11 protein-coding genes are annotated in these 14,715 nt (G+C 63.6%); 2 read left to right on the forward strand and 9 right to left on the reverse strand.

The features are described from left to right. Positions 1 to 1,238, reverse strand: a 1,238-nt coding sequence (locus L288_RS41480; protein WP_031304986.1) for an IS1380-like element IS1247 family transposase, incomplete at its 3' end; no start/stop codon positions are given. A gap of 197 nt (positions 1,239 to 1,435) precedes the next feature. On the opposite strand from L288_RS41480, the gene L288_RS0122460 reads away from it, so the two are divergent. Then, entirely contained in the window at positions 1,436 to 1,897 is a 462-nt protein-coding gene (locus tag L288_RS0122460) for a HEPN domain-containing protein (RefSeq protein WP_031304994.1), read from the forward strand. Between the two features lie 37 nt (positions 1,898 to 1,934). Here the strand turns inward: L288_RS0122460 and L288_RS41485 are convergent, their stop codons facing one another. From L288_RS41485 to L288_RS41520, 8 genes are all read right to left on the reverse strand, one after another. Beyond that, positions 1,935 to 2,861, reverse strand: a complete 927-nt coding sequence (locus tag L288_RS41485) for a DUF2493 domain-containing protein (protein WP_021240077.1) — start codon at positions 2,859 to 2,861, stop codon at positions 1,935 to 1,937. Between the two features lie 318 nt (positions 2,862 to 3,179). After that, positions 3,180 to 4,220, reverse strand: coding sequence for a DUF7146 domain-containing protein (locus tag L288_RS41490; protein ID WP_021240078.1), 1,041 nt, complete (start codon positions 4,218 to 4,220; stop codon positions 3,180 to 3,182). Beyond that, positions 4,220 to 8,509 carry a strawberry notch-like NTP hydrolase domain-containing protein gene (locus L288_RS41495; RefSeq protein ID WP_021240079.1) on the reverse strand — a complete coding sequence of 1,430 codons (4,290 nt, stop codon included), beginning with the start codon at positions 8,507 to 8,509 and terminating at the stop codon, positions 4,220 to 4,222. The genes L288_RS41490 and L288_RS41495 overlap by 1 nt, the downstream gene beginning before the upstream one ends. Positions 8,510 to 8,664: 155 nt before the next feature. Beyond that, positions 8,665 to 8,961 carry a hypothetical protein gene (locus tag L288_RS41500; RefSeq protein WP_021240080.1) on the reverse strand — a complete coding sequence of 99 codons (297 nt, stop codon included), beginning with the start codon at positions 8,959 to 8,961 and terminating at the stop codon, positions 8,665 to 8,667. After that, on the reverse strand, positions 8,958 to 9,224 hold the full coding sequence (locus L288_RS41505; RefSeq protein ID WP_021240081.1) for a DUF6117 family protein: 267 nt from the start codon (positions 9,222 to 9,224) through the stop codon (positions 8,958 to 8,960). Before L288_RS41505 ends, L288_RS41500 begins: the two co-directional genes overlap by 4 nt. Further along, a complete protein-coding gene (locus L288_RS41510; protein WP_021240082.1) occupies positions 9,221 to 9,637 on the reverse strand; it encodes a hypothetical protein in 417 nt (138 codons plus the stop codon). The genes L288_RS41505 and L288_RS41510 overlap by 4 nt, the downstream gene beginning before the upstream one ends. 99 nt (positions 9,638 to 9,736) lie before the next feature. Then, entirely contained in the window at positions 9,737 to 11,857 is a 2,121-nt protein-coding gene (locus tag L288_RS41515) for a ParB/RepB/Spo0J family partition protein (RefSeq protein ID WP_021240083.1), read from the reverse strand. A 174-nt stretch (positions 11,858 to 12,031) separates the two neighbouring features. Then, positions 12,032 to 13,225 (reverse strand): hypothetical protein, encoded by a 1,194-nt coding sequence (locus L288_RS41520; protein WP_031304996.1) that lies wholly within the window; start codon positions 13,223 to 13,225, stop codon positions 12,032 to 12,034. A 293-nt stretch (positions 13,226 to 13,518) separates the two neighbouring features. Here L288_RS41520 and L288_RS41525 point away from each other — a divergent pair, with 293 nt between their 5' ends. Continuing rightward, positions 13,519 to 14,712: an ATP-binding protein gene (locus tag L288_RS41525; RefSeq protein WP_236613089.1), complete on the forward strand. Its 1,194-nt coding sequence runs from the start codon at positions 13,519 to 13,521 to the stop codon at positions 14,710 to 14,712. Positions 14,713 to 14,715 lie beyond the last annotated feature (3 nt).

Genomic DNA, 14,715 nt, shown 5'->3' on the forward strand with positions numbered 1-14,715 from the left:
ACACGTGCCCCGATCTTGATCAGCTTCAGTTGCAGGCTGGTCAACGACCAGTCGGCCATGGCCTCGGGCAGCTCGATGCAGCGCAAGAAGGTGGCCAGGTTGTACGCCAGGGCGTGCAGTTGCAGCCGCACCTCATTGTCGCGGAACTTCCGGCACGACAGCCGCGTCCAGCGAAAGGCGTATTTGCCCTCTTTGATGTGCTGCTCGGCGGTGCCGCGCTGGTTGTAGAACCGCACCACCCAGTCCGGCTCCATCGGCAGGTTGGTGACGATGAAGCCGACACGCGGGAACAGTTCGCCCGGATGCCATTCGATCTTGGCGATCACCCGGCGTTCCTTGTCCCAGGACGCCGCCTGATACTCGAATTCCTCGAAGAACCGCTTGACCTTGGTCAGTGACGGCCGCCCGACAGGGCGCGTTAGCCGATGCGCGATCTTGTCCTTGAGGACCGCGTTTGCGGGCAGCCGGATGGCGTAGAAGAACCGCGCTTCTTCCAATCGCTCATAGATCGCCGGGATCGCGTAGGCAGCATCGGCCCGGAAGAACCTGCCACCAAGGTCGCGCTCCGCGTAGCGCGCAATGACGGGGTCGAGAACATCACGCCAGCCATCGGCGCTGTGGACGTTGCCATGGCGCAGGGCGCAGCGTTCCAGCATCCCGAACTGGTTGAACAGAAAGTTGGGGTGATAGCAGCTACAGTCGAAATGGCCATTCCAGGCGGACCCTTCCTGGTCGCCATGGGTCGGGCTGACCGAGCTGTCCATGTCCAGAACGATGTACTTCAGCCCGTTACGGTCATGGAACCGGTCGATCCATTGCCCGTTCAGGTCGGCCAGCGCGGCACGGTTCCCGGCCAGAGCCAGCGTCTCGGTCTCGAACCGTCCCATCTGCGATGCCGAGGCCGCTTGTGCATCGACCGCTCTGCCGCCGACAACTTGGCGCATGACCGGATCGCAGGCGAGACGGTTGGCGTCGTTGACATCCTCGTATCCGGCCAGCCGCCCAAAGACTGATTGCCGGAACAGGCCGTCGAGCCGATGGACCGTGTTCTTGCCAGAGCGAGTATCGCGCAGCGCCGCTGACGCCAAATCGGACAACCCGAGCGCGTCATCAAGCTCGCGCATCACCAGAAGGCCGCCGTCGGAACTGAGCTGCGTGCCGCGAAATTCCAGCCGCACGCGAGGGTCGAAATCCACCCGATCTGCCCGTTGCAAGCCCGCACCCTCTGGGTGATCCATGAAACGCGCCCCTCGCAGCCTTCAACACCATGTTTTATATAGGAAATATAATGGTCAGGACAGCGAAATCAGCGCCTTACTTGGGAAATGTGGGCGGAAGAGTTCTTCCGGCGCAGTTACAGGACGGCGTTCAGAATCTCTTGATGCAATTCGCCGTATTATTTCAGAATTGAGCGGGAATGGGGAAAGCGAACTGATTGTCCGACACGCCGAAAACATACCCTGGGGAATCCGCCACGCCTGAGCAAATACTCCGGTTGGCAGAAGAATACAGAAAAGCGGCCCATCTGCTGCTGCAACTCGGACGACGCGGAGATCCACTATCACGCGCTCCTTGCCGGTTGTCTGCCATTCACGCGATCGAACTTTATCTGAACGCGCTGCTTCTCTTCATGGGACAGGAAACATCCCGGATAAGGGGGCTGCAACATAACCTTGCCGCGCGATCCGAAATGGCGATCGCGAATGGCCTCCAACTGCGAAAGCGCACTGCTGCGCATCTGTCGGCCATGGCTGGGAACAGAGAATATCTCGTGACGCGGTATGGGCCGGAAATGACGGCAACGATCTCGCAGATCAACCGGCTCACGGCGACTCTGGATGAGGTCGCCAACAAGGTTTCTGCGATGATGGCCGTACCGAATAGAACTCGTGCCTGATGCCAGACATGGGATGGCCGTAAGAGGCAGGTGGCGCTCACGCGCCACCTGAGCCGAACCGGTAGACCGGGATACCGAGTTTGCGGGCCTTGTCGGCAAGATTGTCCTGAATACCCGTGCCGGGGAAAATTATAACGCCGATCGGCATGACGGCCAGCATCTGGTCGTTGCGCTTGAAAGGGGCGGCCTTGGCGTGCTTCGTCCAGTCGGGCTTGAAGGCGACCTGTGACACCTTGCGCGTGTCGGCCCAGCGGGCGGCGATCTTCTCGGCGCCTTTGGGCGAGCCGCCGTGCATCAGCACCATATCAGGGTGCTTGGCGTGAACCTGATCGAGCTTGGCCCAGATCAGCTTGTGGTCGGTGCTGTCGCCACCGGAGAAGGCGATCTTTGGCCCGGCGGGCAACAGGACTTCGGCCTCAGCGCGGCGTTTGGCGGCGATGAAGTCGCGGCTGTCGATCATCGCGGCGGTAAGGTTGCGATGGTTGACCATGGAGCCGGTGCGCGGTCGCCAGCTTGACCTGGTATGCCGCTCGAAGTGGTCGGCGGCTTGATCGCGCATCAGTTCGAAGGCGTCACGGCGTTCGAGAAGAGTCTGCCCCTCGGCGGTCAGGCGCTCCAACTCGACCGATTTCACCTCGCTGCCATCCTGTTCGCGCTGACCGCGGCGCTGTGCCTGCTCGTTGTCGTCCAGTTCGCGTTCGATCCGCTCTGAGGCGCGATGGAAGAGATTGACGGTCGACCAGAGGAGATCGTCGAGGTCGGGTTCGAGGCGGGTGTCTTCGAGCGTCGAGATCAGGGCATCGAAGATGTCGGCGATGGCGCCAGCGATGCGATCGCCTTCGGGGAGTGGCCGGGGATCTGGTTCATCCTCGAAGGGACGATAGCCGTAGAGCTGAAGCTCGTGCAGGACGTGGGCGGTTGGGGATTCGCTGTGGTGGGGTTCGTAATCGTCGTGCCCGTTCATGGGATGCTCCGTCGGTGTGGACCGCGACCGTCGCGGCCTTCATGGCGACGAAGCCCATGGGCGGGACGGCCTTGCACCTTGACGCGAAGCGTCAGGGCCGGAGCGTTAGCGGAGGATGGCAGAGGGCGACTATTTTGCTTCGCGATGGAAAGGCGCGGGACGCGCCGCCGGAAAATAGTCGGCCGCCGCCATTGCCGGGCCGCACCGGCTGTGGGCCGATCGCCCTCTCAAAGGCCGAGGCGCGGTTCATCTTCCGATGGAAGAACGCATCCGGACGGGCACGATGACGGAGCACCGTTATCGCTTCCCTGTTCCAGGCTACGCTGCCAGGAGCATGAAGCGGGCGACGTCCTGCGGGACGAGTTGCACCCGGATATGCGCCATCAGTGCGTCACGGCCGAACGTGCGGAGATCTTCATTGAAGTCCCCGAGCATGGGTGACAGGGCAATCGCCTCAATCCCCACCGCGTTTGCCCGTTCGATCAGCGTGTTCCGCGCACCGTCCCCGGCGCGATCATTGTCGCGGACGACATAGAGCCGGCGCAGTGGGTCGTGGAACTGGATGGCAGCTAGGTGCGCCGCGGAGAGTGCCGCTGCCGCCGACATGCCGGGCATGACCTCACGAGCCGATAGCACGCTTTCGATCCCTTCGCCGGCCGCCAGCACGTCACCGGAGAGCCCGAAGCGGACTGCATGCCCAAGAAGGTCGCCCATCGCCTTGCGCTGGACGTCGATCGGCGCCTTGCCTGAGCCGTCGGGCGCGAGCCAGGTCCGATGCGTGCCGGTAATCCTGTCGGCGAGGTCGGTGACGGCGGCGACCATGGCCGGCCAGGTCTCGGTCGGGCTGTGCTCGTCGGGTTTATAGTAGCAGCGCGGATGGAAGCGTAAGTTTCCGGTTCCGTGCAAAGCCGTAATGCCGCGATTGCGGAGATACGTTTCCACGAGTGTGCCACCGATTGGCTGCGATATGGCGAACAGCCGCCGTGCCGCTTCGGCTGAGCCTGACGGCGCCGGCGCTGTTGCGTGCCGCTTTTGTGCGGGCTCTGGTTCGGGATGCGGGATGCTCAGAAAGCTGCGAGCCTCTTCGGCAACATCTGCGAAGTCGATGAGGCCGAGTGCTTCCCGTATCACGTCGAGTAGATCGCCGTGTTCGCCCGTCGCCGCGTCGGTGAATTTACCGGCAAGCCCCTTGGGCGAGTCCTTCAGCCGCACGAACATAGATCGCCCGGGATTGTTGCGGGCATCGCCAACCTGCCAGTAGTTGCCCTGTTTGCGGCCTGCCGAGAGATAGTGGCGGCACACCGCTTCGGCCTGACGGCTGAGACGGTGGGCAAGATCGGAAGCGTCGTGACGCGCCATCACGCAGCCTCCCGTTCGGAGATACGATCGATGGGGTAGGTGTCGAGCAACTTGCCGAGCACGGTCGGTCCCGTGCTGTCGACCGGCACGAAGAACCGCAGTGACCAGGAGATGATCTCGGTGAAGAGGCCGTAGGCCCGCAGGCGTTCGCGCATCGTTTCGGCGAAGCCGGAGAGTTCGATGCGGTTCGCGCCCATGACGCGGACGCGGCGAAGCTGGAGGCCCTCGGCCAGATCAAGTATGGTCCGCCCATCGACCAACGCTGTATAGGCGTCGTCCGCCGTGAGGCTGGCTCTGCCGGTCGACGCGGCGTTTGCCGCCCATGCCGGAGAGACACGGCGGCCAATGACGCGCTCGCCGTTATCGGTCTGGAGCCGATAGACCCGCGTCGACTCGTTCGGCAGGCGTTTCCACACCGGCAGGAGGAGACCGGCGACGATATGGATAGTGCTGTCGGCGAAGGGTGGTGTCTCTAGCACCTCCCGCTGCCATGCGGCTGCGAAGCTGGCATGATCAGCTTCCTGCCAATGGCTCTCTGCCATCATCTTCAGCGGAGCGTGGGTGTGTTCCATCGGCCGGATCAGCCGGACACGGCGTTCGATCTCGCCGTCATCAAGCATGAGCGAAGGGGCGGCCACCTGCACGGCAGCGCGGCCGGATTTGGCGTTCACCAGCAGCCTGCCGTGGTCATCTTCTACATGGGCAAGGGCGTCCGTCAGTGTCATCGGGCGATTGCGACGACGTTCGGTGATCGTAAGGAGCCGCGTTTGAGCACCCGTCGCGGGATGGGTGTAGATGGTCTTCCGGTCGGTGACGACGAAGCTCTCCGCCGTCAATGTCTCCAGCCCGATATCATATATGCCGCTGGCGATGGCGCCTTGGACCTTGGCATCGAGCAGTTGCTCGAAGGCGGTGAAGAGGATGCCCTGAAGCTCGATGGTCAGCGCCAGCAGACGGTTCAGGAACGTGGTGATCGGCGGCAGTTCGTCCTTGATACCGTTCATGTCCATCAGCTTCAGACCGGTGGAGGACTCGAACCGTTCCAGCGAGCAGCCGTCGATCTTGCCGCGCACGATCAGCACATAGAGCTGGCGGAGCGCGCCGCGCGCATAGGGAGATTCAAGATTGTCCTCCGGCCGGAACAGGCCCTGGCCACCGGTCTGCCGTTGTCCTCGCGTGATTGCGCCGAGCGTGTCGAGCCGCCGCGCGATGGTCGAGAGGAAGCGCTTTTCGGCCTTCACATCCGTTGCGATCGGGCGGAAGAGTGGCGGCTGTGCCTGGTTCGTGCGGTTGGTGCGCCCGAGCCCCTGAATGGCGGCGTCGGCCTTCCAACCCGGTTCGAGCAGATAGTGGACGCGCAGGCGTTGGTTCTTTGCTGAGAGTTCGGCATGATAGCTGCGGCCGGTGCCGCCCGCGTCCGAGAAGACCAGGACGCGCTTCAGGTCGTCCATGAACGCGGCGGTTTCGGCGAGATTGGCGGAGGGGGCGCGGTTCTCGACAACGAGGCGGTCGCCCTTGCGAACGATGCGGCGGGAACGGCCCGTTACTTCTGCCACCATGTCGGTGCCGAAGCGCTGGACGATCTGGTCGAGCGCGCCAGGCACTGGCGGCAGCGATGCGAGATGTTCGATCAGCTCGTCACGCCGGGCAACAGCTTCCCGGCTCTCGACCGGTTGGCCGTTGCGAAACACTGGCCGCGAGGAGAGGTTGCCTTCGCCGTCGGTGAAGGGCTCATAGAGCTGCACCGGGAAGCCGGTCTGCAAGTACGACAGCACATACTCGCGAGGAGTAATGTCCACCCTGACGTCGTTCCATTCCTCGGTGGGGATCTCGGCCAGGCGCCGTTCCATCAGGGCTTCGCTGGTGGACACGATCTGGACGACGGCGGCGTGGCCCTGCTCCAGATCGCGGTCGATGGACCGTATCAGGGTCGGCGTCTTCATGCTGGTCAGAAGATGCCCGAAGAAGCGCTGCTTTGCCTGCTCGAAAGCGCTGCGGGCGGCGGACTTGGCCTGGCGGTTCAGCGTGCCGTCGCTGCCGGTGATATTCGCCGCCTCCATCGCTGCGTCGAGGTGGTTGTGTATGACTTGAAAAGCTCCGGCATAGGCGTCGTAGATGCGGCGCTGCTCGTCGGTGAGCTGGTGCTCGACCAGTTCATATTCCACGCCGTCGTAGGACAAGGACCGCGCCGTATAGAGGCCAAGCGACCGAAGATCGCGCGCCAGAACCTCCATGGCCGCGACGCCGCCGTCTTCGATCGCCTCCACGAATTCGGCGCGGGTGGCGAACGGGAAATCCTCGCCGCCCCAGAGGCCGAGCCGCTGGGCATAGGCGAGATTGTGGACGGTGGTGGCGCCGGTGGCCGAGACATAAACAACGCGGGCATTGGGAAGCGCATGTTGCAGGCGTAGGCCGGCGCGCCCCTGTTGCGAGGGAGCGACGTCGCCTCGTTCTCCTTTACCGCCTCCGGCGTTCTGCATCGCGTGGCTTTCGTCGAAAATGATCACTCCGTCGAAGTCGGAGCCCAACCATTCGACGATCTGCCGGACGCGCGAAACCTTCTCGCCACGGTCGTCGGAGCGTAGCGTGGCGTAGGTTGTAAATAGGACGCCTTCCAAGAGCGTGACCGGCTTGCCTTGGGGGAAGCGCGAAAGCGGTGTGACCAGCAGGCGCTCCATGCCGAGCGCGGACCAATCACGCTGCGCGTCCTCGATCAGCTTGTCCGACTTGCTGATCCAGACGGCCTTGCGGCGTCCGCGCAGCCAATTGTCGAGGATGATACCGGCCGACTGACGGCCTTTGCCCGCACCGGTCCCGTCGCCAAGCATGAAGCCACGACGGAAGCGGACGGAGTGCTCGGCGTCGGCGGGCGCGGCCCGAACGACATCGAAGGTCTCATCGATCGACCACGATCCGGCGAGATACTCGCCATGCGCCTCGCCAGCATAGATTACCGTCTCGATCTGGGCATCGGACAGAAGGTCGTGGATGTTTGCCGGCAGCATCGGCCGATAGCTCGGCTTCGGCGGCGCAACGCTCGCCATCGCCGCTGACTGCACCAGCTTGGTGGGATGCGCCTGGGAGCCGGGAATACGGATCGACTGCAATCCGTATTCCTCATAGATGGCGTCGGTTAGCCGTGCGCCGTCCGGCGGCGTCCAGTCCATGGTTTCATAGGCGAGTTCGACGCCCTCGGGATCGACGGCAGCCATGGCGGGACGTGCGGCGGTCGAGCGGGCGAGGTAGCCACGAACAGTGCGTGGTGCGGTGATGGACGCCGTCGCGTTGCAAGTCGGCATGGCTGCGACAGGTCGCGGCGGAATCTGCGCCGCAATCCAGCCGAGCAGCGTGGCGATGTCCGGCGCCCTGCCGGGCGAGGTCGGAAAAATGGTCGGATCGTCGGCGGGCTGCTTGTCGATGACGGTGATCCGCGTCGGAAACGTGGTGCCGTGTTTTGCATAGACGGAACCATCGATCGCGGCCGTGAAGGCGACGCGGCTGCGCGACTGCAAGCGAATGAAGGCGTCGCGCCAGTCGGGGGCATCGGGCGCGAAGTTCGCGCCGGTGATCGTTACCAGACGACCGCCGGGCGCGAGGCGAGCAAGCGCCGAGGCAACATGGCGGTAGCAGGCATCGGCCATGCGGCCCGAGACGTTCGCCATTGCCGAGAATGGCGGGTTCATCAGCACAACGCTGGGGACCGCGGTGTGACCCAGATGATCGTCTATTTGGGCCGCGTCGAAGCGCGTGACGGCGATGGCCGGAAAGAGCGAGGCGAGGATATTGGCCCTGGTCTCGGCCAATTCATTGAGCAGCAGCGTGGCGCCGGAGATTTCGGCAAGGACCGCGAGCAAGCCCGTGCCGGCAGAAGGTTCCAGGACGACGTCGTTTGCCGTTATGTCGGCGGCGGTGACGGCGGCGAGGCCGAGCGGAGCAGGCGTCGAGAATTGTTGTAGCGCCTGGCTCTGCTCGGAGCGGCGCGTATGCGTCGGCAGGAGACCTGCAATCCTTCCGATAGCGGAAAGTCGTGCAGGCGGAGATGCTGCTTTACGGAAAAGCGCCTTTCCGTATTTGCGCAGAAACAGGACGGTCGCCGCTTCGCAGGCGTCATAGGCCGTCTTCCAATCCCAGACGCCAGTTGAGTCGGAAGCGTCGAACGCGGATTCCATCGCGCCGCGCAGCACGGTGGCGTCGATGCGCTGCCCACGTTCGAGATGGTCGAGAAGACGATGCGCGGCGGCCAGAACGGTGGGTGCGGCTGCAGCGGCGACGGGAGATGCGATGTTCATGGGATGAGCTTTCGGGAGAGCGGGAACGGGAAAGCCCGGATGGCGCTCTCTCTCGACCGCCCGGCCTCATCTCGTCCCGGCGGCCCTCTTCCTCTCCGCGTCGCGACCGCGACATGAAAACAGCGCCCGGCCATGAGGCGAGGCGCTGTGAAGGCTCAGTTCCAGAGTCCGTCGGCGATCTCACGGGCGAGCACGGCACGCGCCCTGCGCATCACCGTGTCGCCGCTCGTATCGACGTGCCCGAAGAAGCGGGCTCGGGCGCCGTTTTCGGTCCAATCGGAATAGGTGCAGTATTCCTTGGCATCGAGCCGGAACGCGCGAAGGTCGCCCGCCCAGTGAGGCTTTGGCTCGATGATGACGGTGACACCGCCAGAAGTTTCCGGCCACGGCAGCGACCGTTCCGGTGGCGGACGTGTGCGATCGTCCGCGAAGATTGTTTCGACATCGGTCATGACGCCTCTCCCTGTGTATCAGGGCGCAGGAAGGTCGCGGGATCGTCGGGGGCTGGCGGAAGATAGGCGTCGTGGGGGTTCCCGTCGGCGAGATGACCGAAGGGCGTGAAGACGTAATCGCCGTTGTCTCGACCCACCGCACAGATCACATAGCGCCGGTTGCCGGATTGGGCGTCGAGGCACTCCATGAGCGCGAGATTGCCGTCCGCTGCTGCGCGCAGCAGGGTTTGGAAGTTGATCCGGGCGAAAGAGGGGATGCTCATATCTGGTCCCCCTCGTTGGACAGCGTTTCGGCGAGCCAGCCGTCGGTGTAGGTCCAATCCAGCGTTTCACCGGTGGCGAGATCGAGAACGTGCGCGCCGCCGCCGAAGCCGTCGAGCCGGGGCTTCGAGCAGGTGTTTGCATATTGGAATCCCCAACGGCCCGTCAGGCTGAATTGGGCGGCGCAGAGCTTCACGAATTGGATCAGGCGTTCGGGGTCGCCCGTTTCGTCGTCGCGCATCCAAAGCTGCGGGCCGCCATGTTCAGGCTGGATAGAAAGGAGGAAGCCGTCGGAGGGTGGATCTTCCGATGCGCCTTCTTCTGAGAGCTTGTTGTAGAGATCGAGCGCGCCAGCAGCGTTCTCGGACGTACCAACATCGAGCAGGCACGAGAAATGCGTGAAGTAGTCAGCCATGGTGAGCTCCTGAAACGAAAACGCCCGGCGCAGGTCGCCGGGCTGAAGGAAAAAAAGTGGGAAGGGGCGGGACGGTTGATGCCGCCCCGCGTCGGTGTGCTATTCGGCGGCGATGGCGTGCAGGGCTTCATCCTCTTCTTCCGACAGCTCATCCTCGTCGTCGAGGAAGGCAGGGAGCGCATCGTCGCCGTCGCCGTCCGTCGCCGGCTCGCCCTGCTCGACCAGGCGCAGCGGTTCGGGGAGCCAACCGGTGTCGGCCAGCAGGCGCTCGGCCTCCTTGGCCATGTCGCCCTTCTTGAGATGCTCGATGAGCTGGGCGGCCCGTTCGCCGGCGCCCTCGCGAACGGCTTCGAGGATGCGGGGCTTGGTGACGCGGCCGAGATAGTTGCCGACGGTCGGCCGCCAGCCTGCCGCAACCATTTCGAGGCCGGTGGCCCGCGCAAGCCGGTCGGCCTGCGAGAGGCGCACATCCAGGCCATGCTGGCTGACACTCGATCCGCTGTGTGGGTTCGGCCGCTCGAACAGCGCGTTCACGCCGAAGCTGACGCAATGGGCGAGCAGATCGAGCCGCGTCCCGTCGTCGAGATGGGTCAACCAGTCCCACAGAGCCTGATCGTCGGCGGGAACATGATCGCCCCATCGTTCATGCCGCTCGGTCACCTCACGTGCCGGTATGCTGGCCTTCAGGTCCTCCGACTGAGCAGAGAAGAAGACATGGCGGACGCTCGCCTCCAGGCAGCCGGTTGGCGCGGTACGCAGGAAGGTGTCGCTGACCAGCTTGTGCAGCAGCATGGTCATGGCGACATCGGGATGTTCCGCAACGGCATTGCGCAGCGCCAGGGTGCGGTGCGCGGTCAGCTCGATGACGAGGCGTTCGGGTAGCGGCTTGACGCCGTCGTCTTCGTCGTCTTCCGGTTCCGCAACCTGGCCGCCGATGGTGATGACCGCGCGCTGGATCGCAGGCGACCGGATTTCACCGGTTTCGGGATCGACCTCTTCATCCAACGTGTCGTGGTCGGCATCTTCGACCGGTCGCTCGTCCTCGGGACGGACATAGCCGCGATCGACGGAGAGCGAGCCGTCTGAGTCGAGGCTGACGAAGACGCCAGCGATGGCGATGTCGGCTGGATCGTAGATCGTTGGGCGCTGTTCGAAGGCGTCGAGCGCCTGTTCGATCTCGCCAAGGCGCGCATCGATCTCCTCGGGCAGTTCGTCGGCTTCCGCATATTCGGCTTCGAGCCGGTCATATTCGTCTCGCAGAGCTTCGCGGGTGGTGCCTTCGTCGTCGGTCAGATCGACCGTGGTCCCGGTCAACGCACGAAGCCCGTGCTCGTGGCCATAGGGGAAACTCAAGGCGGCCTCGACCCACTTCCAGCCTTCGCCCGCGATCTCGTCGGCAACGATCTTGAGCTTCTCGCTTACCAGGCGGTCGAGCAACCCAACATCTTGAAGCCAGCCGCCATCATCGGACTGGAACAGGTCACGCAGGGCGATGCCGCCGGCTGCCTCATAGGCCTCGATGCCGACGAAGATCGCCCGCTTGTCGGACGCGCGTACCGAAGTCTCCGTCAGCATGCGGCGGATCTGGTAGGGTTCCTTCTGCCAACTGTCCTTGACGGCATCCCAGACCTGTTCCTGGCGGGCATGGTCCTGCGAGATGGTGAAAGCCATGAGCTGTTCGAGCGTCATGCCGTCATCGGCATAGATCTCCAGTAACACCGGCGAAACGGAGACGAGGCGCAGGCGTTGTTTCACGACGTTGACGCCGACGAAGAAGGCAGCGGCGATGGCCTCCTCGGTCATGCCTTTGTCGCGCATGGCCTGGAAAGCGCGGAACTGGTCGAGGGGATGGAGCGGCGCACGGTCGATGTTCTCGACGAGCGACACTTCATCAATGGTCACGTCGCTGTTCGGGTCGCCGACGACGCAGGGGACCGGTGCGGTCTTGGCGAGGCGCTTCTGCTTCACCAGCAGTTCGAGCGCACGATAACGGCGGCCGCCGGCGGGCACCTCGAACATGCCGGTCTCGGCTCCGTCGGCATCGAGAACCGGCCGGACGTGGAGGCTCTGGATGAGGCCGCGACGGGCGATGGACTCGGCTAACTCCTCGAGCGAAACGCCGGCCTTCACGCGCCGGACATTGGACTGGCTAAGTACGAGCTTGTTGAAGGGAACGTCGCGCGACGACGACAGGATGATCTTCTGAACGGCAGTTGCCATGTGAGTTACTCCGCGACGGGCGCCGAGAGCCTCTCTCTCGACCCGAAACCCGTCACGAAGCGAAGCGCCGCCCTCTTCCTCTGAAGGGAGCAGCGCCGCCGTACCGGAAAAACGTGGAGACGGAGATGCACGCAGCCGGAAATACGGAGAACAGGATTTCCGGCTTCGCGAGGTTCAGGCTGCCCGGTCCAGGAGTTTCTTCGCCTTGGCCTCCATATCGAGGCGAGCGTCCTGATGAGGCTTGGTGCGCGCGAGCGCGGTGATGCCCTGAACGAAATCGAAGATCGACTGGGGCGGACGACCTTCCTCGGCCAGCACCGTATCGATGATCTTTCCGGTTTCCGCTTTCGAGAAGCCGCGGCGGCGCAGGAAGTTCGTGCGGTCTTCGTCGGTCTTGGCCACGATCCGTTCGCGGGCCGCCTTGATGCCGTTGACGAAGGGCATGGGCGACGAGTTAGCGAAGTTCAGCAGTGCCGGAGCCGCCTCATGGGCGAAGCGCGAGGCGGCGTATTTGCTGTGGCGAATGGTGATTTCCTCGAAATCCTCGACGCCCCACAAATTTCGATTCTGGCATACCGCTCGGAGATAAAAGGACGCAATCCCAAGGGTTTTCGCGCCCACTTCGCTGTTCCAGGCATAAAATCCCCGGAAGTAGAGATCGGGCGATCCGTCCGGCAGGCGGCCGGCTTCAATCGGGTTCAGATCGTCGACAAGAAAGAGAAAGACGTCGCGATCGGAGGCGTAGAGCGTGGTGGTATCCTTCGAGATATCGACGTTGGGATTGTAGATCCCGCTTGACCAGTCGAGCACGCCGGGGACCTTCCAGCGCGTGTCACCCGTGCCGTTGCCCGCGATGCGCTGTACGGCCTCCACCAGTTCGTAGTCATGAATCCTGCCGTAATCGGGTCCGGTCACGGCGCGCAGCTCGACCCGTCCGTCCTCGATCTCGAAGGTTTTGATCTGCTCGGCCCGGTGCGAAGACAGACCATATTGCAGGTTGATTCCGGCAAGCGCGGCGGGAAGCTGACGTAGATAGGCGGCCGGTGCTCCAACCAGGCTGGCAAGCTGGCCGAAGCTCCAGTGCGTCGGCGCGATGGGGGCATCGGCGTCGGGCAGGGTCAGCGCCAGGCGCTCGGGATCGGAGCGGCTGGCTTCGACATGGATCAGTTCGCTCTCGACTACGCGTGTGCGGCTGCGTTCGGAGCGCCCGCGAACCGTGCGTGCCAGATCCGACAGGGACAGATAGCGCTCGTCGTCAGGGCGCGAGAACCATTCGGACGAGACGCGGCCGACGCGCTGGCCACGGGTGACATCGACCTTGTAGCCGCCGCTTACGTCGCGACGGGCTTCCAGAACCTGCATATTCATGGGACGAAACTCCATGACGGGCGCCGGAAGCCTCTCTCCCGGTCCTCAACCCGTCACGGACGATCCGGCCACTCTCTCACTCTACAGGGGGCGTTGCGGGGATCCCCCGCAGAAGGGGTCGGACGAGACCAAGGGCTCGGCCGCAGGGGAAGGCCTTCCCCCTTCACCCATTCCCGGATCACTGCGCTACCATTTCCAATCTACGGGTCATTGACTTCCAATTATCATGCATCATAGTTCCAGTCGTCAAAGAATCGGAAACAGGCATGTACGAACGGCTCGTCGAGCATCGGGTGGAGGAAGCCCTTTCAGACACCCCGGTGGTCCTGATCGTAGGACCTCGCCGGGCGGGCAAGACCACGCTTGTCCGGAAGATGGGGGAGGAGGGCCGGAGCTATATCACGCTCGACGATCAGACGGTGCTCGACGCTGCGCAGTCCGATCCGGCCGGTTTCATTCGTGGTCTGGATCGCGCGATCATCGATGAGATTCAGCGCGCGCCCGATCTGCTGCTGGCGATCAAGAAGACAGTGGACGAGGACTATCGCCCCGGCCGCTTCCTCCTGACCGGCTCGGCCAATGTACTTACCTTGCCGCGAGTTGCCGACAGCCTGGCGGGTCGAATGGAAACCATTCGAATGCTGCCGCTGGCCCGGGCGGAAATAACAGGCCAGGCGCCGACCTTTCTGGAGCGTTTGTTCGCGGGGAAACTTCAGGGGGACCGTGGGGCGATTGTTGGCGATGACCTCATCCAACTCGCCCTGTTCGGAGGCTTTCCCGAGGCGATCAGCCGTGACAGTGAACGGCGGCGGCAGGATTGGGCGCGGTCCTATCTGACGTCGGTTCTGACCCGTGATCTCAGAGACATCGCCGAGATCGAGAAGCTGACCGAGCTGCCGAAATTCGTTCGCCTGCTGGCGGAGCATTCGGGGCAGTTGGTCAACTACTCGCAGTTCGGCTCCAGCATCAATGTCAGCCACAAGACGGGACAGCGCTATGTGGCGCTGCTGGAGCAGGTCTTCCTCGTCTCGACATTGCAGCCTTGGTACACAAACGCGCTGAAGCGGATCGCCAAGACGCCGAAGCTGCATTTCCTCGATTCCGGCCTTCTCGCCACGGCGCGCGGGTTGACGTTCGATCGGGTGAAGGCGGACCGCGGCGTATTCGGCGCGCTTCTGGAAAGCTTCGTGTTTGCCGAAGTCCTGAAGCTCATGGATGCGTCCGACTTACGGCTTACGCCATATCATTTTCGCGATCAGCAGATGCACGAGGTGGATATTGTGCTGGAACGCGACGACGGCATGATCGTGGGGATCGAGGTCAAGGCGTCAGCGACGGTAAAGTCCAGCGACTTTGCCGGGCTGCGGACCTTGGCCGAAGCGTGCAAGGACCGGTTCGCCTACGGCGTCGTGCTCTACGATAGCACCGATCTCGTGCCCTTCGGCGACAAATTGGCCGCAGCGCCATTGTCCGCCTTGTGGAGCTGATGG

The sequence above is a fragment of the Sphingobium quisquiliarum P25 genome (assembly GCF_000445065.1).
GTDB classification, from domain to species: Bacteria; Pseudomonadota; Alphaproteobacteria; order Sphingomonadales; family Sphingomonadaceae; genus Sphingobium; species Sphingobium quisquiliarum.

Excerpts from the sequence above, each read along its gene's own strand:
- L288_RS41505 (WP_021240081.1), bottom strand. The coding sequence starts at position 9,224 with ATGAGCATCCCCTCTTTCGCCCGGATCAACTTCCAAACCCTGCTGCGC.
- L288_RS41485 (WP_021240077.1), bottom strand. The coding sequence starts at position 2,861 with ATGAACGGGCACGACGATTACGAACCCCACCACAGCGAATCCCCAACC.
- L288_RS41500 (WP_021240080.1), bottom strand. The coding sequence starts at position 8,961 with ATGACCGATGTCGAAACAATCTTCGCGGACGATCGCACACGTCCGCCA.
- L288_RS41515 (WP_021240083.1), bottom strand. The coding sequence starts at position 11,857 with ATGGCAACTGCCGTTCAGAAGATCATCCTGTCGTCGTCGCGCGACGTT.
- L288_RS41490 (WP_021240078.1), bottom strand. The coding sequence starts at position 4,220 with ATGGCGCGTCACGACGCTTCCGATCTTGCCCACCGTCTCAGCCGTCAG.
- L288_RS41510 (WP_021240082.1), bottom strand. The coding sequence starts at position 9,637 with ATGGCTGACTACTTCACGCATTTCTCGTGCCTGCTCGATGTTGGTACG.
- L288_RS41520 (WP_031304996.1), bottom strand. The coding sequence starts at position 13,225 with ATGAATATGCAGGTTCTGGAAGCCCGTCGCGACGTAAGCGGCGGCTAC.
- L288_RS41495 (WP_021240079.1), bottom strand. The coding sequence starts at position 8,509 with ATGAACATCGCATCTCCCGTCGCCGCTGCAGCCGCACCCACCGTTCTG.